The following is a 19,355-nucleotide window of genomic DNA, read 5'->3' on the forward strand; positions in this document are numbered from 1 at the left end:
ACCCGGAGGTCAGCCCTCCTCGCCGGGGAAGGCCGCGTCGAGCTCCGCCAGCCACGCCGTCGCGTTGCCGTCGGACGGCGCGCGCCAGTCGCCGCGCGGCGAGAGCGAGCCCGCAGGCGAGACCTTCGGCGCGTTCGGGACGGCGCTGCGCTTGAACTGCGCGAACCCGAAGTAGCGCTTCAGGAACACCCGCATCCACCGCACGATCGTTGCTCGGTCGTACGCGAACCGCTCGTGGGCGGGGAAGCCGGGAGGCCACGCCCCGGCATCCGCCTCGGCCCAGGCGTGCTCGGCGAGGAAGACGATCTTCGACGGGCGGAAGCCGTAGCGGAGGACGTGGAAGAGCGTGAAGTCGTGCAGGGCGTAGGGGCCGATCGTGCTCTCGGTCGACTGGACCTTGCCGTCCTGGCCGGCCGGCACGAGCTCGGGGCTGATCTCGGTGTCGAGGACGGCCTGCAGGACCTCCTTGGCGCGGTCGGTGAGGGTCGCGCCCGACTCGTCGCTGTGCGCGATGACCCAGCGGATGAGGTGCTGGATGAGGGTCTTCGGGACCCCCGCGTTCACGCCGTAGTGGGCCATGTGATCGCCGACGCCGTAGGTCGCCCAGCCGAGGGCGAGCTCGGACAGGTCGGACGTGCCGATGACGACGCCGCCGCGCTGATTCGCGAGGCGGAACAGGAAGTCGGTGCGGGCGCCGGCTTGGACGTTCTCGAACGTCACGTCGTAGACGGGCTCGCCTTTCGCGAACGGATGCCCGAGCCCGGTCAGCAGCTCCGTCGCCATCGGGCGGATGTCGATCGTCTCGATCGTGGCGCCGATCGCCTCGGCGAGGGCGATCGCGTTCGACTTCGTGTGCTCTCCGGTCGCGAAGCCGGGCATCGTGAAGGCGAGGATGTCGCTCCGCGGCCGTCCCATCCGGTCCATGGCGCGGGCGACGACGAGCAGGGCGTGCGTCGAGTCGAGGCCCCCCGAGACGCCGATGACGGGCTTCGGCTGCCCGATCGCGCGCAGGCGCTGCTCGAGTCCCGACACCTGGATGTTGAAGGCTTCGTAACAGTCGAGGTCGAGGCGGGCAGGGTCGTCCGGCACGAAGGGGAAGCGGTCGAGCGGGCGGCGGAGGCCGGTGAGGGATGCCGCCGGCTCCACCGTGAAGGGGATGCGAGTGGGCCACGACGATTCAGTGCGGGCGTTGTCCTCGAACGTGCCCTGACGCAGGCGGTCCTGGCGGAGCCGGTCGAGGTCGATGTCGGCGATCGCGTGCCGCGGGCCGTCGGGGAAGCGCTCGGTCTCGGCGAGGAGTGTGCCGTTCTCGTAGATGAGCGTCTGCCCGTCCCACGAGACGTCGTTGGTCGACTCTCCCTGACCCGCAGCGGCGTAGACGTAGGCGGCGAGGCAGCGGAAGGACTGCGACTGCACGAGGATGCGGCGGTCCTCGGCGCGCGCGATCGTGATGGGGCTGCCCGAAAGGTTGAGGAGGACCGTCGCGCCGGCGAGGGCCGCGTGCGAGGACGGCGGCACCGGCACCCAGAAGTCCTCGCAGATCTCGGCATGGACGACGAGTCCCGGCACGTCGGTCGCCTCGAACAGCAGGTCGGTGCCGACCGGAACCTCCTCGCCGGCGAGGGTCACGGTGTCGGGGGCGCCGTCGCCGCGTGCGTACCAGCGGGACTCGTAGAACTCGCGGTAGGTGGGCAGGTGCGACTTGGGCGCGACACCGAGCACACGCCCGCGGTGGATCACGACGGCGCAGTTGTAGAGCCGGTTCTGCATCCGCAGCGGCGCGCCGACGACGAGGAGGGGGGAGAGATCGATGGATGCCGCGACCAGCCGCTCGATCGCGGTGACGACGGCATCGAGGACGACGTCCTGCATGACGAGGTCCTCGATGGCATACCCCGAGAGGCAGAGTTCGGGGAACACGGCGACCGCGACGCTCTCCTCATGACAGGCGCGTGCGCTCTCCAGGACCGCCTCGGCGTTGGTCGCCGGATCGGCGATCGCGACCGGCACCGTGCACGCTGCCACGCGCGCATAGCCGTGCCGGTACGGGTTCTCGAACGGAAGGTCCTGGGTCACGGCTCCAGTCTGTCAGGTGGCCGTCGGCCTGCGGCAGCCTGTGCTTTCATCGTCTGGTGCCCTCCCGCGCCGCCGGACCTCCCGTTCTCCCGCCGCCCTATCCGTTGCCCGAAGACTGGCGGGTCGGCACCCCCACCCGCATCCGTCCCTGGACCGTCGTGGCCTACTCGCTCGTCGTGGTCCTCAGCGGGGCGGCCGCGGTCTTCGCCGTCCTGGCCGACGACATCGGCGCGGCGACCTGGCGGACGTTCGTCTTCCTGGCCGCGACCGCCGGTTTCGGCGTCCACTTCGAACGCGCGGGTGCGGAACGCGACCTGCCCGAACTCCTCAACGCGGTGGCACTCACTCGGGCGAAGGAACGGCCGCGCGATTCGTGGGTGCATTTCTTCCGCGAGCGCGGTGCGGGTGCGTGGCTCAGCGGTTGCTTCACGGCGGCGGGCGCGTTCGGCGCCGTCGTCTTCGGATGGGCGATCTTCCGTTCCGTCGTCACGGATGCCGCCTTCGCGCTCATCTGGCTGATCCCGCTGCTCCTCCTCGCCCTCGTGCTGCTGCTGGCCGGTATTCTCGCGGTCGTCACGACCTGGCGGGCGGCCTCGTTCGGTCGGCTGCCGATCGGGGTGGGGGTGGGACCGGCGGGCGTGACCCGCTACTACCTCGACGACACCGACGACATCGAGTGGTCCCGGATCGCTCACGTCACTCCCACGGTGTCCGCCGTCGACGAGAAGACGGGCGACTTCACTCCCTCCGTGGAGCTGCGAGCCGCCGACGACGAGATCCTGCTCGATCTCAACATCAGCGGATTCCGCGCCCACGCGTGGCTCATCTACGCCTCCATCCGATTCTGGGCGGAGCATCCCGAGATGCGCCACGAGCTCGGGACGACGTTCGCCCAACAGCGCATGGATTCGTGGCGTCGGGGCATGCTCGGCGAGAGTGTCGGAGACCGCGGATAGTGTCGGTTCCCGAAAGGGGATCATGCGATACATCGAAGACGACGGCCGGATCGTCTGGAGCGCGAGCGATCTGAAAGCCGCGGCCGAGTGCGAATTCGCCTGGCTGCGGGCGATCGACGCGAAGCTCGGCCGGATCGCGGCGGTCGAGGACCCCGAGGATCTCACTCTGGAGCGGGCGGGCCGGCTCGGGACGCAGCACGAGCGGCGGGTCTACGAGGCCTACCGAGACGCGCATCCGGGTGCGGTCGTCGAGATCCCCGAGACGAGGTCGTCGGATGCCGCAGGCCTCGCGGCCGCCGTCGCCGTGACCGATGCGGCGCTCGCCGACCCCGCCGTCCATGTGATCTACCAAGCGGCCTTCTCGACCGAGGAGTTCGTCGGCTTCGCGGACTTCCTCGTCCGCGGCGTCGATGGGCGGTGGGTCGTGCAGGACACCAAGCTGGCGCGTCACGCCCGCGTCACGGCCCTCATGCAGCTCGCGGCATACGTGGACCAGCTCGACCGACTCGGGGTGCCGCGCGCCGACGAGGTCCAACTGCTGCTGGGCGACGGGTCGGTCTCGACCCACGCCGTCCGCGACCTGATGCCCGTCTTCTCGCTGCGCCGCGACCGGCTCCGCGCCCTCATCGCCGACCGGAGTCTCGCCGCCGGCGCCGCCGGAGAGCCCATCCCCTGGGGCGATGACCGCGGCGAGCTCCGCGTGATCGCCTGCGGACGATGCGCCACGTGCGACCTCGAGGTCGTCGCGCACCGGGACCTCCTCCTCGTCGCGGGGATGCGGCCCGTCCAGCGCGACCGCCTCCGCGCGGCGGGCGTCGCCACGATCGACGACCTCGCGGCATCCCGCGAGGCACCGCCGCGGATGTCGTGGGACACCTTCTCGGGACTCCGCACCCAGGCGCGACTGCAGCTCGAGAGCCCCGCCGGTGGAGTCGACGACGCCCCCGCGCAGACGAGCCCAGCGGTCCCGACCTTCGACGTCGTCTTCCCCAAAGCCCTGGGAGCACTGCCTCGACCGGATCACGGCGACCTGTTCTTCGACTTCGAAGGCGATCCGCTCTACACCGAGGGCGCGGCCGTGCAGTGGGGGATCGACTACCTGTTCGGCTGGGTCGATGAGAAGGAGCAGTATTCGGCGCTCTGGGCGCATTCGTTCACCGACGAGAAGCGCGCCCTCGAGGACTTCCTCGAGTTCGTCGCCGTCCGGCGGCGCGCACATCCCGGGATGCACATCTACCACTACGCGCCGTACGAGCCCACGCACCTGCTCGCCATGGCGGCACGTCACGGGGTGGGCGAGGCGGCTGTCGACCGTCTGCTGCGCGACGGCGTGTTCGTCGATCTCTATCCGATCGTCCGCCGGGCGTTGCGGGTGGGGTCGCGCTCGTACTCCATCAAGAAGCTCGAGCCGCTCTACATGGGCGACGAAGTCCGCACGAGCGACGTGCAGCGCGGCGACGACTCGATCGTCCGCTACGTCGAGGCGCGCGCCCTGCAGGATGCCGGCGATGTCGCGGCTGCACAAGTCATCCTCGACGACCTCGCCGACTACAACCGCTACGACTGCGTGTCGACGCGGCGCCTGCGGGACTGGCTCGTCGACCGCGCGCGCGAGGCGAAGCTGACGCCTTCTCGGGAGCCCGATGCCGGCGAGGCCGTGTACGAGCCCTCCCCGCGGGCCGAGGCGCTCTCGCGGTTCGCCGACGATGCCGAGGACGAATCGGTCGCGCAGGCACTCCGGCTCGGGGCGGCGGCCATCGACTACTACCCGCGCGAGGCGAAGACGTTCTGGGCGACGCATTTCCTGCGTCTCCGTGAACCGGTGTCGGTGTGGGAGGACACGCGCGACGTGGTCGTGATCGATCGTGATCGGTGCCGTGTGCTCACCGACTGGCACCGCCCGGAGGGTCTCACCGCGGTCAGACGCGTCATCGAGATCCGCGGCGAGTTCGCCCCCGGGACGCGCATCACGGTCGGTCAGAACCCGTACGCCCTGTACGAGCTGCCGGCACCGTTCCCCATCGAGACCAGTCCGCGCTGGATCCACGCGGCGCGGTCCGTCTCGGTCGTCGACGTTCTCGAGGACGGCGTCGTGATCGCGGAGAACGCCTACCAGGGATTCACGTGGCAGGAACTCCCCGTCGCGCTCACCCCGCCCGCCCCGCCGCGCGCGGGAAGCCAGCAGGCCGCCATCGACGAGTGGGCCGACGCGGTCCTGGCCTCCGCCCCGGCCCTGCCGACGGATCCCGCGACCGACCTGCTGCTGCGCCGTCCGCCGCGTCTGCCTGCACCGTTGCCGCGCACCGGTGACGACGTCGCCGACATCGCCGCAGCCCTCGCCGGGCTGTCCGACGGATACCTCGCCGTGCAGGGTCCCCCGGGGACCGGCAAGACCTACGTCGGGTCCCATGTCGTCGCGCGGCTCGTCCGTGAGCGCGGATTCCGTGTCGGGGTCGTCGCCCAGTCGCACAACGTCGTCGAGCACATGCTCGACCGGATCGTCGAGGCCGGGTTGGACGCCGCACAGGTCGCCAAGGCGCCGAAGGGGCCCGCGACGGGCCGGGAGCGTTTCACCGTCATCGCGAAGAATCAGCTGGCCGCCTACATCGATGCGCAGCCTGCCGGCTTCGTGGTCGGCGGCACGGCCTGGGACCTCACCCATTCCGGACGCGTCGCGCGCCGCTCGCTCGATCTTCTCGTGATCGACGAGGCGGGCCAGTTCTCGCTCGCCTCGACCATCGCGGTCTCGGCCGCCGCGAAAAGGCTGCTCCTCCTCGGCGACCCGCAGCAACTGCCGCAGGTGAGCCAGGGGACCCATCCCGAGCCGGTCGACACCTCCGCGCTCGGATGGGTCATGGACGGCCACGCCGTGATCCCCGCCGATCGTGGGTATTTCCTCGCCCGCACGCGGCGGATGCGCCCCGAGGTGGCCGAGCCCGTGTCGCAGCTCGCCTATGAAGGGCAGCTCGAGGCGCACCCCGACACCGCCCTGCGACGTCTCGAGGGTGTGCCGGCCGGGGTGATCCCCGTGCCCATCGCCCACACCCGCAACGCGACGCAGTCGCCCGAGGAGGCGGACGAGGTCGTGCGGATCGTCCGGGAGCTGAGCGGCATCCCGTGGACCGACGGCGGCGGGCCCCGCCCGCTCGCGCCCGAGGATGTCATCGTCGTGACGCCGTACAACGCGCAGCAGGTCCTGGTCGAAGAAGCGCTCGTCGCCGCCGGGTTCCCCGGCGTCCGTGTCGGAACGGTGGACCGCTTCCAGGGTCAGGAAGCGGCCGTCGTCATCGTCTCACTCGCAGCGTCGTCAGGACGGGATGCACCGCGCGGACTCGAGTTCCTGCTGTTGCAGAACCGCATCAACGTGGCCGTGTCGAGAGCGATGCACACGGCGTACGTCGTCTACAGCACCGGGCTGCTCGACGACCTCCCGCGGACGCCTGACGGAGTGGCCCGGCTCAGCGCCTTCGCGCGGCTGGTCGGAAGCCCGTCAGCGTCCGTGCGGCACGAGGTTCAGACCGTGCCGCCTCGGACCGTGCCGACTCAAACCGTGCCGTAGAGACGGTCGCCCGCGTCGCCGAGGCCGGGCACGATGTAGCCCTTCTCGTTGAGCCGTTCGTCCAGAGCGCCCAGGACGAGGGTCACGTCGCGGTCGCCGACCTGCTTCTCGATCGCGGCGAGTCCTTCGGGAGCCGCGAGGATGCAGACCGCGGTGACGTCCTGCGCACCGCGGGCGAAGAGGAAGTCGATCGCGGCGCCGAGCGAGCCGCCCGTGGCGAGCATCGGGTCGAGGACGAAGCACTGACGGTCGCTCAGGTCGTCGGGGAGGCGTTCGGCGTACGTGTACGGCTCGAAGGTCTCCTCGTTGCGGGCCATCCCGAGGAAGCCGACCTCGGCCGTCGGCAGCAGCTTCGTCATGCCCTCGAGCATGCCGAGGCCGGCGCGGAGGATCGGCACGACCAGCGGGCGGGGCTCGCTGATCTTCAGGCCCGTCGTCCGGGTGACCGGGGTGTCGATCTCGATCTCCTCGACGCGGACGCCGCGGGTCGCCTCGTAGGCGAGGAGCGTGATGAGCTCCTCCGTCAACTGGCGGAAGACCGGCGAGGTGGTGCGCTTGTCGCGCAGCACCGTGAGCTTGTGGGTGATGAGGGGGTGGTCGGCGACGTGCACACGCATGAGCCCAAGGGTACCGGGGCTACGCTGACCTCGTGAGTCTGCCCGTCCCCGCCGCCGACGATGCGGCGATGGTCCGGGCGCTGGAACTGGCGGCATCCGCCCCCGCGCACGGCGATGTGCCCGTCGGCGCCGCCGTCATGCGCGCGGGCCGCATCATCGGCGAAGGCCGGAATCTGCGCGAGCGCGACGGGGATCCGCTCGCGCACGCCGAGATCGTCGCGCTGCGGGCGGCGGCATCCGCTCTCGGGTCGTGGAACCTCGAGGAGTGCACCCTCGTCGTCACCCTCGAGCCGTGCGTCATGTGCGCGGGGGCGATCCTGCAGACGCGCGTCGGTCGGGTCGTCTTCGGCGCGTGGGATGAGAAGGCGGGTGCGGCCGGGTCGGTCCACGACCTGCTGCGCGACAGGCGGATGCCACACCGCGCCGAAGTCCTCGGCGGGGTGCGCGCGGGGGAGTCGGCCGACCTGCTGCGCGCCTTCTTCGACGCGAAGCGCTGAGCGCCCCGGTCAGTCGGACGAGCTGAGGATGATCGCCTCGGTCGGCGGGGCGGGGGATGCCGGAGACCCGATGTACCCCGTCAGCTCCAGCAGCGCGCGACGGAAGACGGCAGGACGTTCCAGGTGGGGTGTGTGGCCGACGCCGGGGAGCGCGAGCTCGGTCGCGGTGCCCCCGGCATCCGTGTAGCGGCGCAGGACCTCGCGGGTCTGCGACACCATCGGCTGGGCGGGAGCGACGTCGGCGCCCGGCCAGTCCGGCAGGATCCCGAGCGCGCCGAGGTGGTTCGGGTCGGAGAAGGACGTGTCCGAGATGATCGGATCGAGGACGCCGCGCACCCACAGGATGGTGGGTTTGACCGGCAGATCGACGATGGCGGACACGTCGAAGTGCGACGGTGCGAGGGCGTTCAGCACGCCGAACCGGCCCGGCGCGTAGCCCGGCCAGTGCGGACTGGGGACAGCCTCGCCCGGGTAGTTGCCGGTCGCGGTCGAGGTCGACAGCATCGCCTCGATCCAGAGGTCCTCGTGCTCGGTGGTGAAATCCTCCGCCACGAACGACGCGCGGAAGATGCTGCGGGGGGAGGTGGGAGCCTCGTCGCCGGACTCCCGCGCGGTGAGGCGGCGGACGAACTCCGCGTTCGCCATGCCCGCGCCGCATCCGGCATCGTCGTCCGTCAGCCGCGTGCCGTCCAGGCGCGTGCCGCCGAGCCCGTAGGGAGAGACGGGCGATTCGAGCAGGATCGTCCTCACCGGGTGGTCGAGCGCGTACTGCAGCGCGACCGCTCCGCCGAGGTCCCAGCCGACGAGGTGCGGGGTGTCGATGTCGAGCTGCGACAGCACGGCGGCGACATCGTCGCTGAGGTCGCGGATGCCGCGGCTCGCGTCGACGGGCATGTGCTCCGTTCCGCCGAACCCGCGAAGATCGATCGCGACGATGCGGAACTCCGCAGGCAGGTCCTGCATGAGCTCCTGCCACACGAGAGCCGACGAGAGCCCACCGTGGAGGAGGACGACGGTCCGGTCGGGGCTGGTCGCGGGGTCGTCGCCGGCGCGCTCGAGAATGTTGACGCCCAGGCGGTCCGTGTCGATGATGCGGGACGAGATTCCGTCGAGGAGGGTCATGACCCGATGATAGGCCGGGCCCCTCCGAGGGTCCCAGCCTCTTGCGTCCGGCGCGTGCAGTGAGGTCGGTGACAGGATGGGGGCATGACGCACCACCTTCCTCCCGTCGCCATTCTCGGAGCAGGTTCCATGGGAGGTGCGATCGCCCAGGGCATCGCGCGCTCCGGAGAGGCGACGTCGGTCGTCGTGACCAACCGCACCGCCGCCAAGGCTCGCGAGCTCGACGGTCTCGACGCGGTGACGAGCATCGCGCTGGCGGACGAACCGAGCGCGAACACGGATGCCGCGGCATCCGCCGACATCCTCCTGATCGGCGTGAAGCCCGCCCTGGTCCCCGACGTGCTGCGCGAGATCGCGGGAGCGCTGCGGCCGGGGACGATCGTGGTCAGCCTGGCCGCGGGTGTCACGATCGAGACCTTCGAAGCCATCGTCGGTCCCGGGATCCCCGTCATCCGCTCGATGCCGAACACGCCGGCGGTCGTCGGCAAGGCGGTCACCGGCCTCGCTGCCGGATCGACCGCGACGCCGGAGCACGTCGCACTCGTGCGACGGCTGTTCGAGACGTGCGGTGTGGTCATCGAGGTGCCCGAGACGCAGATCGATGCGCTCTCGACCATCTCGGGGTCAGGCCCTGCATATGTCTTCCTGCTGGTCGAGGCCCTCACCGAGGCCGCACGGGGCAAGGGCTTCGACGAGGCCGATGCGCGCCTCATGGCGGAGCAGACCTTCATCGGCGCGACCGCGCTGCTCGCGGCATCCGGTGAGGATCCCGCCGAGCTCCGCCGCCGGGTCACGAGCCCGAAGGGTACGACCGAGCGGGCTATCGGCGTCCTGCAGACGGGGAACCTCGACGGTCTCTTCTCGCAGGCGACGGATGCCGCGCTGGCCCGCGCGCGGGAGCTCGCGACCGGCGTCTGACGCCGGCGCTCAGGCGTCGCCGAGCGTGAGATCCTCGGCCGTCGTGCGCTCGGTGAGCACCGCCGTGTGGTCGGCTCGGCCCACGACGCGGCGCACGGCGAAGAGGATCGCCGCGCCGACCGCGGCAGACACCGCAGCGGCCGCATAGGGGGCACCGACGCCGTACACCGCGAGGGCGGTGCCGACGGGTGCGCCGATGGCGCCGCCGAAGAAGCGGAACCCGGAGTAGGCCGAGCTCGCGACGGCGCGCGGCAGGGTCGTCGCCTCCATCGCCGCTTCGGTGAGGATCGTGTTGACGGCGCCGATCTCGACGCCCAGGAGCACGACGCAGAGGACGAGCAGGGGGCGCGAGCCCGCGCTGAGCGAGGCGGCAACGTGAGTCGCGGCGAACGCGACGAGGAACCAGAACAGCACCTGGACGACCGAGTACCGCTTCGTGAGGCGCGGAGCGATGAGCACGCCGGCGATCGCGAGGCCGATGCCGAAGCCCATCATGACCAGGCCGATGCCGACCGCCGGCAGCTCGAGGGCGTATGGCGTATACGACAGGGTGACGAAGAAGCCGGCGTTGTAGAGGAAGGCGACGACGCTGATCGCGAGCAGTCCCTTGTCGGCGAAGGCGCGGAAGGGCGCACCGACCGAGCTGCGCTGCGCGGCATGCCCCGGATCGCGGACGAGGGTGAGCAGGGCGACGACGCCGACGGCGAGGAGGGATGCCGTTCCCCAGAACGCCGCGAACCAGCCGATCTCGCCGAGCAGGCCGCCCACGAGCGGCCCGACGGCCAGTCCGATGCCGAGCGCCGCCTCGTAGAAGATGACGGCGTGCTCGCTGCGCCCACCGGATGCCGAGACGATCGATGCGAGCGCGGTCGAGAGGAACAGCGCATTGCCGAGTCCCCACACGGCGCGGCACGCGATCAGGGCGCCGATCGTCGGCGACAGAGCGCACCCGACGGCGGCGAGGGCGATGACGGAGAGTCCCAGGATCATCACCGCGCGCGTCCCGATGCGGGTCGACAGCCAACTGGTGAAGAACATCGCCGACGCGGTCACCGCGAGGTAGCTCGTGAACAGGAACGACGTCTCGACCGGGGCGGCGTGCAGCGTGGCGGCGACCGTGGGGAGGATGGGGCCGACGAGCCCGATCCCCATGAACGCGATCATCGCGGCGAAGGCGATGGCCCAGACGGCGGGCGGCTGCGAGAGCAGGCGCGGAGCGGTGGTCTCGGGAGCGGGGGTGGTCGAGGTGGTTCCGGTGTCGAGGGCGGTCATTCCTCCGATTGTACACCGATGATTTACTAGTGAACTATTTAGGCGAGCGCGGCTACAGTGGATTCGTGACCGAGCGCGCCGACCTGATCGACCGCATCCGTGCTGCCTGGGCGGCGTCGATGCCCGCGATGGACACCGCGCCCATCGATGTCTGGGGCAGACTCAACCGGACGAGCGCACTCGCCACGGCCCAGATCGAACGTCTGCTCGCCGACAGCGGTGTCTCGCGGTCCGAGTTCGACGTCCTCTGCGTCCTCGCCCGAATGGATCGCCCGCTCCGCGCGAGCGAGGTGACCGCCGAGACGATGCTCAGCGGGGCGGCGACGACGAAGCTCACGACGCGGCTCGAGTCGGTCGGCCTCCTGCGTCGCGAGCGTTCCGACCGCGACGGTCGGGCGGTGCAGCTGTCGTTGACGGATGCCGGGCGCGCCGTCGTCGAGCGGGAGATGCCCCGCGCGCTCGCCCACGACGAGCGGCTGCTGGGCGGGTTCAGCGAGAGTGAGCGGGCCGAGCTCGCCGACCTCCTCGCGCGCCTTCTCGCGAACGCGCAGCGGGAGATCTGACGACGAACCCCGGCGCGGGGCTCAGCGGTCGAGCGAGGCAAACCGCTCGATGTCGGAGTTCGTCCCGGACACGATGATGAGGTCGTGATTGGTGACGACGGTCGTCGCTTCTGCGTACCGGAACGGCTTGCCGGGGCTCTTCACCCCGACCACGGTGACGTTGTACTTCGAGCGGACTCCGGATTCGTTCAGGCCGACGCCGCGGATGAAGCGCGGAGGGTACATCTTGGCCAGCACGAAGTCGTCGTCGAACCGGATGAAGTCGAGCATCCGGCCGCTCACGAGGTGCGCGACGCGCTCGCCGGCCTCGCGCTCGGGGTAGATGACGTGGTTCGCTCCGACGCGGGCGAGGATCTTGCCGTGCGATTGCGAGACCGCCTTGGCCCAGATCTGCGGGACCTTGAGGTCGACGAGGTTGGCGGTGATGAGGACGGATGCCTCGATCGAGGAGCCGACGGCGACGACGGCGACCTGGAAGTCCTGCGCGCCGATCTGCTTCAGCGCCTCGATGTTGCGCGCGTCGGCCTGGACGGCGTGCGTGACGCGCTCCGACCACTTCTGCACGAGGTCGAGGCTGTCGTCGATCGCGAGGACATCTCGGTCGAGCCGGTCGAGCTCGCCCGCGCACGCGGCGCCGAAGCGACCGAGTCCGATGACGAGGACGGGCGAATCGCTGCGCAACTGCTCAACCAACGATGGGCCTTTCCACGGGCAGCGCGTAGTGCTGCGTTCGGCTGGTCGCGGCCACGGCGGCCGCGAGTGTGACTGTACCAACGCGTCCCATGAACATCGTCAGCGCCATGACGAAGACGGCGGGGTCGGGCAGCTCCTGCGTCAGCCCCGTCGACAGGCCGACCGTCGCGAAGCCCGACACGACGTCGAAGAGCACCTCGTCGAGGGGTGCTTTGGTCAGGTGGGCGATGGTGATGGTCGACAGGGCGACGATCGTCGCGCCCCACGCGACGACGGACAGCGCGACGCGCTGGACGTCGCTCGGGATGCGGCGGCCGAACGCCGAGACGCTCGGACGTCCCTTCGCCTCGGACCACACCGCGAGGGCGAGGACCGCGAGCGTCGTGACCTTGATGCCGCCGGCGGTCGAGGCGGAGCCGCCGCCGACGAACATGAGCATGGATCCGACGACGATCGACGACTCGTGCAGCTCTCCGATGTCGATGATCGAGAATCCGCCCGAGCGGGTCATCGCGGAGAGGAACAGAGCCTGGAAGGTGGTGTCCCAGGCATCCATCGTGCCGAAGGTCTTCGGGTTCCCGTACTCGAGGATGACGAAGGCGATCGCTCCCGCGATGAACAGGACGACGGTCGTGATGAGCGTGAGCTTCACGTGGATCGACCACTTGCGCACGTGCCAGTGGTGCTTCCACAGGGCGTAGATGACGGGGAACCCGATCGAGCCGAGGAAGACGCCCACCATCAGGACGCTCAGCAGGAGGTAGTTCTGGGCGAAGGGTGCGAGCCCCTCGGCGTTCGGTGAGAACCCCGTGTTCGTGAACGCCATCGCGGCGTAGTACGGGGCCTCCCACAGGGCGGTCAGTGCGTCGACCCCGCTGGCGAGCAGCATCGGGTAGAGGAGGACCGCGAGGGCGGCCTCGATCACGAGCGTCGACAGGGCGACGGTCGCCAGCAGCTGGCCGACCTCGCCCAGCCGGACGGCTTGGCCCTCGTTGACCGGGCCGCCGTGGGCGCGCATCGGGTTGCTGTCGCCGGCGGCGAGGAGCTTGGCTCGCAGGCCCAATCGCTTCGAGATGACGAGGCCGAGGATCGAGGCGAGGGTGAGCACGCCGAGGGCGCCCACGTTGACGCCGATGAAGACCACGACGTGGCCGAGCGGAGACCAGTGAGTCGCCATGTCGACCGTCGCGAGTCCCGTGACGCAGATCGTCGACACCGCGGTGAACAGCGCGTCGGGGAGCGGGGTGACCTGCCCGTCCGACGCCATCACGGGCAAGGAGAAGATCGCCGTGAACAGCAGGATGAGCGCCGAGAAGATGAGGACGGCGAAGCGGGACGGCGACGCCGTGGCGAGGTCGCGCATCGCGGAGAATGCGCGGCGGTGCCACGCCGGTCCGCGCCGGGGGGCGCGCTCGTCGACGGCCAGGCCCGTCATCAGCGCCCCTTCCTCGTTCGGATCGTTGTCATGGTACTCCCGCGCGCGGGCGGGCTAACCTAATGCCATGGCGGACATCTTCGACGTGATCGCCGACGGGACCCGTCGGGACATCCTCCAGCTCCTCCGCGAACGCGGGGCGTCGGGGGAGAAGGGGACGAGCGTCTCCCAGATCGTGTCGGCGCTCGGCGTGAGCCAGCCGACGGTCTCCAAGCACCTCAAGGTGCTGCGGGAGGCATCCCTCGTCTCCGTCCGCGAGGACGGGCAGCACCGGTACTACAGCCTGTCTCCGGCGCCCCTCGACGCCGTCGACGACTGGCTGTTCCCGTTCTTCGCCGTCGACGACGAGGATGCGGCGACGCCGCACGCCCTCACCGAGAGCGCCGCTCATGCCGCCGAGGTTGTGGGTCGAGCAGCCGCGTCGGCGAAGCACGCGGTGACGAGCGTCTTCAACAAGCTCCCCGGTCGCTGAGCCTCGCCCGCCCCACGAGTCACACAGGTTTACACGCGTCCCGCTGAACCCCTAATGTGGAGGAATCTGCGGGGGATCGCATATTCATAAGGGGACGGACATGTCGGACATCTCGGATGTGCGCTTTCTCACTGTCGCTGAGGTCGCTGACCTCATGCGCGTGTCGAAGATGACCGTCTATCGCCTGGTGCACTCCGGCGAGCTTCCCGCCGTCCGCTTCGGTCGCAGCTACCGCGTTCCCGAAACCGCCGTCACAGCAGCGTTGCAACGTCCTATCGCTGACGTCGGCTAGACTGGTCCGAGGCATTTTTCCGTCTTGCCGTTCCCGGACGCCCACACCGCGCGTCCAGACCCCGACTTAGTGAGGTTTACCGTGGGTTCAGTCATCAAGAAGCGCCGCAAGCGCATGGCGAAGAAGAAGCACCGCAAGCTGCTTCGCAAGACTCGCCACCAGCGCCGCAACAAGAAGTAAGCGGCATCGCACACCAAGCGCCCCCGACCGGTTCGCCGGTCGTCGGGGCGCTTCGTGTTGCGTCCGCGGCATCCATTCCCGGGTGAGAATGGATGCCGTGACCGCACTCACCCTCATCTCCAAACCCGACTGCCACCTCTGCGATGTCGCCCGCGAGATCGTCGACACCGTCGTCGCGGACCTCCCCGAGGGTCAGGTCGACGTCGAGGAGCTGTCGATCGCCGACGACGCGGAGCTCTACGCGATGTGGTGGGAGAAGATCCCCGTCGTCTTGATCGACGGGGACCTGCACGCGCACTGGCGCGTGTCGGCCGACCGCCTGCGCACGGCCCTGACCGAGAGCGCCCGAGCATGATCCGCCACATCGTGATGTGGAAGATGGCCGCCGACGACGCCGAGACGCGCGCTGCGCACGCAGCCGAGGTCGCGCGTCTGCTCGAGGGGCTGGTCGGCGTCGTGCCCGTCATCCGCTCCCTCAGCGTGGGCGTCAACGTCGCCGTGCCCGAGAGCAATGCCGACGTCGCTCTCGTGATCGACCTCGACGACCTCGATGCCCTCGACGCCTACCAGGCGCACCCCGCGCACCAGGAGGTCGCTGGGTACATCCGCAGCGTGACCGGCGGCCGGATGGCCGTCGACGTCGAGGTCTGAGGCCTCACCGCGGCCTTGCGCGCTCCGTCGTGACGACGGGCACGGGCGCGACGGCGATGTGGACCCGCTCCCCGAACTCGAGACGGTCCTCGGCGGCATGCTGCAGGCGCACCAGGGTTCCGTCATCGGTGCGCACGAGGGAGCGGCGGAAGCTGCCGAGGAACGTGCTCTCTTCGACGACTGCACCGACCCCGGACCCCGCACCCACCAGGAGCACGTGCTCGGGGCGCAGAAGCACGTCGACGTCGCCGTCCTCAACCGCGGACTGCGCCGGGACCTCGGTGCCCCAGAGCGTGACGGTGCCGCCGCGGGCGACCCCCGGCACGGAGCTCGACAGCCCGATGAACGCGGCGACGCGGGGTGTTGCGGGACGGCGGTAGAGCTCCTCGGGCGAGCCGATCTGCTCGATGCGACCGGCATCCATCACCGCGATCCGGTCCGAGACCGCGAGGGCCTCCTCCTGGTCGTGGGTGACGAAGACGGTGGTCGTCCCCAGGCGCAGCTGGATGCGGCGGATCTCGTCGCGCAGTTGCACGCGGACCTTGGCGTCGAGGGCCGACAGCGGCTCGTCCAGGAGCAGGACCCGGGGCTCGGTCACGAGCGCACGGGCCAACGCGACCCGCTGCTGCTGACCCCCGGAGAGCTGGTGCGGGTAGCGGTCAGCGAGGTGGTCCAGACCGACGAGCTCGAGGGCTTCGCCGGCCCTACGACGCGAGGTCCGGGCATCCACCTTGCGGCGGCGGAGTCCGAACGCGACGTTGTCGACGACGCGCAGGTGCGGGAAGAGCGAGTACGCCTGGAACACCATGCCGATGTCGCGCTTGTTCGTGGGCGTGCGCGAGACATCCGTGCCGCCGAACGCCACGACGCCGGCCGTTGCGTCCTCGAGGCCCGAGATCACTCGGAGCGCCGTCGTCTTGCCGCATCCGGACGGACCCAGCAGCGACACGAACTCTCCCGGGGCGATGTCGAGGTCGACCCCGTGGAGCACCCGCGTCGCACCGAAGTCCTTCACGATGCCGCGGAGCTCCACGCGGGTGCCGTCGCCGGCGGCGGCCAGCAGGTGGTTGTCCGCGGTCCGCGGGAGCGCCCGTGCGGCAGCGGTGGCGTCGATGGTCATGGGGTCTTCCTTCCGGCGCCGACGCGTCCCGCGCGGCCGATGATGAGCAGGAGCGCGAACGCGAAGGCGAGGGCGAGCAACGTGAAGATCGCCGAGGCCCAGGCATCCTGCTTGTTGATGAGGACGAGTCCCGTCTGCAGCACCTGACGGTTCAGGAGCGACGCGATCGTGAACTCCCCGAGGACGACGGCCACGGTGATGAGGGATGCCGCGAGCAGCCCCTGTCGCAGGTTCGGCGCGATGACGCGCAGCAGCACCGTCGGCCACCCGGCGCCGAGTGTGCGGGCCGCCTCGGTGAGCGTCTGCAGGTCGACGGCGTCGATGGATGCCTGGATGGAGCGGTAGGCGAAGGGCAGGACGACCACCCCGTACGCGAAGGCGAGGGTCCACGCCCCCGTGCCGAGCGACCGGCCGATCGTCAGGTAGATCGGGGCGAGGCCGACGACCAGCACGATCGCCGGGATCGTGATCGGCAGGAGCGCGAAGAACTCGAACACTCGTCGCAGCCGCGGGTAGCGCAGCGCGACCAGGACCATCGTCGGGGCGAGCACGACGAGGACGATCGCGACGGTCACGACCGCGAGGATCAGGGAGTTGATCAGGCCCGCCCAGACCGGGCGGTAGGCCGCCGCGCGCGCGGGATCGAACAGCGCCGCCCAGCGGTCGAGGGTGAGGCTTCCGTCCGCGGCGGTCAGGGTGAACAGCAGGGTCGCGGCGAATGGGACGGTGAACACCAGGCCGACGAGGATGCCGATGGCCCACCGCGACGTGCGGGAGGGGGCGAGCGGGGAGCGGCTCATGCGTGCCACCTCGACGCCCGCCGCTGCACGAGGTTGTAGACGACCATGGCCGCCGCGACGACGACGATCATCCCGAGCGCGAGCGAGCCCGCGAGGTTCTCGCGCCCGAGCACGGTCTCGCTCGTGAGCGCCGTGCGGATCTGCAGCGGGACGATGGACGACCCCTGGCTGGCGAGTGCCGCCGCCGTCGCGTACGACGAGAACGCGTTCGTGAACAGCAGGAGGAAGCTCGCGAGGAAGGACGGCGCGAGGACCGGCAGCCCCACGTGGAGCCAGAATCCGGCTCGCGTGCCGCCCAGGGTCAGGTGCGCCTCGGCCCACTGCGGGCGGAGGGCGCCGAGGGCCGGCATGAAGGTGATGACCATGAGCGGCACCTGGAAGACGATGTAGGCGGGGATGAGTCCGGGCAGCGAGTAGATCCACGCACCCTGAGCGAAGATGTCGATGCCGAACGCCTCCGCGAGGAACCGCGTGACGACGCCCTGGGTGCCGAGGGTCGCGACCATGACGAAGGCGAGCATGACGCCGCCGAACTGCGCGAGGACGCCGGATGCGGCATCCACCGACGCGCGCACGGCGCCCGTCTCGGGTAGCCCCAGCATCGCGAAGCAGACGAGGGCGCCGATGACGGCGCCGATGACCGCGGTGAGCAGGGAGACCCAGGTCGAGTTCCAGAACGTCGCGGTGATCACCGGATCGACGAGCGCCGTCACGTTGTCCCACGTGAAAGCGCCGCGGTCGTCCTGGAAGCCGGTGACGACCGCGAGGATCGTCGGTAGCAGGAGGAACAGCGCGAGGTAGGCAAGGAACGGCACGAGGCCGAGCCACGCCCACCCGATGTGGCGGGAGCGGGGGAGCGGGGAGCCCGTGACCGGGCTCCCCGCCGGGGCGAGCGCGGTCACTGGACCGCGGCCGCCCATTCCTTGCCGAGCAGCGTGCCGGCCGTCGTCGACTGGTCCTCGGTGGGGACGACGGTGTCGGCGGGGGCCTTCGGGAGCTTCGCCGCGAGCGCGGCGTCGATCGTGCCGGCCTTCGTCATGGCCTCCATGCGGACGGGGCGGGCGCCCCCCTTCAGCCACAGGTTCTGGACCTCGTCGCTGCAGAGGAACTCCTGCCACAGGCGTGCGGCGGCCGGGTGCGGAGCATCGGCGTTCACGGCCTGGTTGTAGTAGCCCGCGTAGCCGACGCCATCGAAGACGACGGTCTTCCACGTAGGGACGTCAGCGGTGTGCGCCGCGTTCAGGTAGTCCCAGTCGAAGACGACCGGCGTCTCTCCGCTGGCGACCGTCGCGCTCGTGACGTCGAGCTTCAGCATGTTGCCCGCCTTGTCGAGCTTCGAGAAGAAGTCGATGCCCGGCTGGAAGTCGTCGAGGGTCCCGCCCGACTGCACCGTCGCGAGACCGACGGCCGCGAAAGCGGCGCCCGCCTGCGTGGGGTCGCCGTTGATCGCGACCGACCCGCGGTAGGACCCGTCGAGCAGATCGCTGAGCTGCGTCGGGGCGGAGAATTTCGCCGAGTCGTAGCCGACCGACATGTACCCGCCGTAGTCGCCCACGAACAGGCCCGACGGTTCCTTGAGCTCTGCGGGGATGTCGTCCCAGGTCTGCACCTTGTAGGGCGCGAACCGGTCGGTGTTCTGGAGCGCGACCGTCAGACCGAGGTCGAACACGTCGGGGGCGGTGTCGAGGCCCTCGTTCGTCTTGGCCGCGGTGATCTCCTCGGCGCTCGAGAAGTCCGGCGACTGCTCGTTGATGGCGATCTCGGGGTAGCGCTTCGCGAACAGGTCGATGATCTCGCCGTAGTTGGCCCAATCGCGCGGCAGGGCGATGACGTTGAGGGCGCCTTCGGCCTTGGCGGCCTCCTCCAACTTCGCGAACCCGCCGAGGTCGCTCACGCTCTTCGCGGTGGCGGCAGCGGGCCCCTCGCCGGAGGCGTTCTGGGCATCGGTCGCGCCGGCGCAGCCGGCGAGGGACAGAGCGGCGATCGTGGCGACAGCCAGTGCGGCGGCGCGCCGCCGGGACGGACGAAACATGCGGTTCCTCTCGGGTGTTCCGGCGTGCGCGGGCTCGCGACGCCGGGGGGACGAGGGGACGCTACGTCCGCTCGGTGACCCAGGGGCCCCTGCGATCTGA

General features: G+C 70.3%; 20 protein-coding genes. 10 read left to right on the top strand and 10 right to left on the bottom strand.

Annotated elements, in window-relative coordinates:
* Positions 1-9 precede the first annotated feature (9 nt).
* Positions 10-2,076 (bottom strand): NAD(+) synthase, encoded by a 2,067-nt coding sequence (locus BLP38_RS00685; protein ID WP_091351748.1) that lies wholly within the window; start codon positions 2,074-2,076, stop codon positions 10-12.
* Between the two features lie 56 nt (positions 2,077-2,132).
* On the opposite strand from BLP38_RS00685, the gene BLP38_RS00690 reads away from it, so the two are divergent.
* Positions 2,133-3,032, top strand: coding sequence for a hypothetical protein (locus BLP38_RS00690; protein WP_091351749.1), 900 nt, complete (start codon positions 2,133-2,135; stop codon positions 3,030-3,032).
* Positions 3,033-3,054: 22 nt separating this feature from the next.
* Complete coding sequence (locus tag BLP38_RS00695) at positions 3,055-6,591, top strand: TM0106 family RecB-like putative nuclease (RefSeq protein WP_091359376.1); 3,537 nt, start codon at positions 3,055-3,057, stop codon at positions 6,589-6,591.
* On the opposite strand, the gene upp is transcribed toward BLP38_RS00695, so the two are convergent.
* Complete coding sequence (gene upp, locus BLP38_RS00700) at positions 6,576-7,208, bottom strand: uracil phosphoribosyltransferase (protein WP_091351750.1); 633 nt, start codon at positions 7,206-7,208, stop codon at positions 6,576-6,578. The genes BLP38_RS00695 and upp overlap by 16 nt on opposite strands.
* A 68-nt stretch (positions 7,209-7,276) precedes the next feature.
* Between upp and BLP38_RS00705 the strand changes: the two genes are divergently transcribed.
* Entirely contained in the window at positions 7,277-7,705 is a 429-nt protein-coding gene (locus tag BLP38_RS00705; RefSeq protein WP_091359379.1) for a nucleoside deaminase, read from the top strand.
* A gap of 9 nt (positions 7,706-7,714) precedes the next feature.
* Here BLP38_RS00705 and BLP38_RS00710 read toward each other — a convergent pair whose 3' ends face one another.
* Positions 7,715-8,827, bottom strand: a complete 1,113-nt coding sequence (locus BLP38_RS00710; protein WP_091351751.1) for an alpha/beta fold hydrolase — start codon at positions 8,825-8,827, stop codon at positions 7,715-7,717.
* Between the two features lie 84 nt (positions 8,828-8,911).
* Here BLP38_RS00710 and proC point away from each other — a divergent pair, with 84 nt between their 5' ends.
* Positions 8,912-9,745, top strand: coding sequence for a pyrroline-5-carboxylate reductase (proC, locus tag BLP38_RS00715; protein ID WP_091351752.1), 834 nt, complete (start codon positions 8,912-8,914; stop codon positions 9,743-9,745).
* A 9-nt stretch (positions 9,746-9,754) separates the two neighbouring features.
* Here the strand turns inward: proC and BLP38_RS00720 are convergent, their stop codons facing one another.
* Positions 9,755-11,017, bottom strand: coding sequence for an MFS transporter (locus BLP38_RS00720; protein ID WP_091351753.1), 1,263 nt, complete (start codon positions 11,015-11,017; stop codon positions 9,755-9,757).
* A 65-nt stretch (positions 11,018-11,082) separates the two neighbouring features.
* On the opposite strand from BLP38_RS00720, the gene BLP38_RS00725 reads away from it, so the two are divergent.
* On the top strand, positions 11,083-11,580 hold the full coding sequence (locus tag BLP38_RS00725; RefSeq protein WP_091351754.1) for a MarR family winged helix-turn-helix transcriptional regulator: 498 nt from the start codon (positions 11,083-11,085) through the stop codon (positions 11,578-11,580).
* A 21-nt stretch (positions 11,581-11,601) separates the two neighbouring features.
* Here BLP38_RS00725 and BLP38_RS00730 read toward each other — a convergent pair whose 3' ends face one another.
* Positions 11,602-12,273: a potassium channel family protein gene (locus BLP38_RS00730; protein WP_036310225.1), complete on the bottom strand. Its 672-nt coding sequence runs from the start codon at positions 12,271-12,273 to the stop codon at positions 11,602-11,604.
* Positions 12,266-13,708, bottom strand: a complete 1,443-nt coding sequence (locus BLP38_RS00735) for a TrkH family potassium uptake protein (RefSeq protein WP_091351755.1) — start codon at positions 13,706-13,708, stop codon at positions 12,266-12,268. Before BLP38_RS00735 ends, BLP38_RS00730 begins: the two co-directional genes overlap by 8 nt.
* A 67-nt stretch (positions 13,709-13,775) precedes the next feature.
* Here BLP38_RS00735 and BLP38_RS00740 point away from each other — a divergent pair, with 67 nt between their 5' ends.
* The 5 genes from BLP38_RS00740 (at position 13,776) to BLP38_RS00760 (ending at position 15,303) form a co-directional block, all read left to right on the top strand.
* Entirely contained in the window at positions 13,776-14,180 is a 405-nt protein-coding gene (locus tag BLP38_RS00740) for an ArsR/SmtB family transcription factor (RefSeq protein WP_091351756.1), read from the top strand.
* 100 nt (positions 14,181-14,280) lie between these two features.
* Positions 14,281-14,472, top strand: a complete 192-nt coding sequence (locus BLP38_RS00745) for a helix-turn-helix domain-containing protein (protein ID WP_018186843.1) — start codon at positions 14,281-14,283, stop codon at positions 14,470-14,472.
* Positions 14,473-14,553: 81 nt separating this feature from the next.
* Positions 14,554-14,652, top strand: coding sequence for a 30S ribosomal protein bS22 (locus BLP38_RS00750; RefSeq protein ID WP_003792170.1), 99 nt, complete (start codon positions 14,554-14,556; stop codon positions 14,650-14,652).
* A 97-nt stretch (positions 14,653-14,749) separates the two neighbouring features.
* Positions 14,750-15,007 (top strand): glutaredoxin family protein, encoded by a 258-nt coding sequence (locus BLP38_RS00755; RefSeq protein ID WP_091359380.1) that lies wholly within the window; start codon positions 14,750-14,752, stop codon positions 15,005-15,007.
* Positions 15,004-15,303: a Dabb family protein gene (locus BLP38_RS00760; protein ID WP_091351757.1), complete on the top strand. Its 300-nt coding sequence runs from the start codon at positions 15,004-15,006 to the stop codon at positions 15,301-15,303. The genes BLP38_RS00755 and BLP38_RS00760 overlap by 4 nt, the downstream gene beginning before the upstream one ends.
* 4 nt (positions 15,304-15,307) lie before the next feature.
* Here BLP38_RS00760 and BLP38_RS00765 read toward each other — a convergent pair whose 3' ends face one another.
* From BLP38_RS00765 to BLP38_RS00780, 4 genes are read right to left on the bottom strand one after another with little or no spacing between them, the layout of a single operon-like run.
* Positions 15,308-16,423 (bottom strand): ABC transporter ATP-binding protein, encoded by a 1,116-nt coding sequence (locus tag BLP38_RS00765; RefSeq protein ID WP_091351758.1) that lies wholly within the window; start codon positions 16,421-16,423, stop codon positions 15,308-15,310.
* Positions 16,420-17,223: an ABC transporter permease gene (locus BLP38_RS00770; protein WP_091351759.1), complete on the bottom strand. Its 804-nt coding sequence runs from the start codon at positions 17,221-17,223 to the stop codon at positions 16,420-16,422. The genes BLP38_RS00765 and BLP38_RS00770 overlap by 4 nt, the downstream gene beginning before the upstream one ends.
* A complete protein-coding gene (locus BLP38_RS00775; protein WP_091351760.1) occupies positions 17,220-18,143 on the bottom strand; it encodes an ABC transporter permease subunit in 924 nt (307 codons plus the stop codon). Before BLP38_RS00775 ends, BLP38_RS00770 begins: the two co-directional genes overlap by 4 nt.
* Positions 18,122-19,255: an ABC transporter substrate-binding protein gene (locus BLP38_RS00780; RefSeq protein ID WP_091351761.1), complete on the bottom strand. Its 1,134-nt coding sequence runs from the start codon at positions 19,253-19,255 to the stop codon at positions 18,122-18,124. Before BLP38_RS00780 ends, BLP38_RS00775 begins: the two co-directional genes overlap by 22 nt.
* Between the last annotated feature and the right edge of the window lie 100 nt (positions 19,256-19,355).

Origin of the sequence: Microbacterium sp. LKL04, from assembly GCF_900102005.1 — a bacterium.
Classification (GTDB): Bacteria; Actinomycetota; Actinomycetes; order Actinomycetales; family Microbacteriaceae; genus Microbacterium.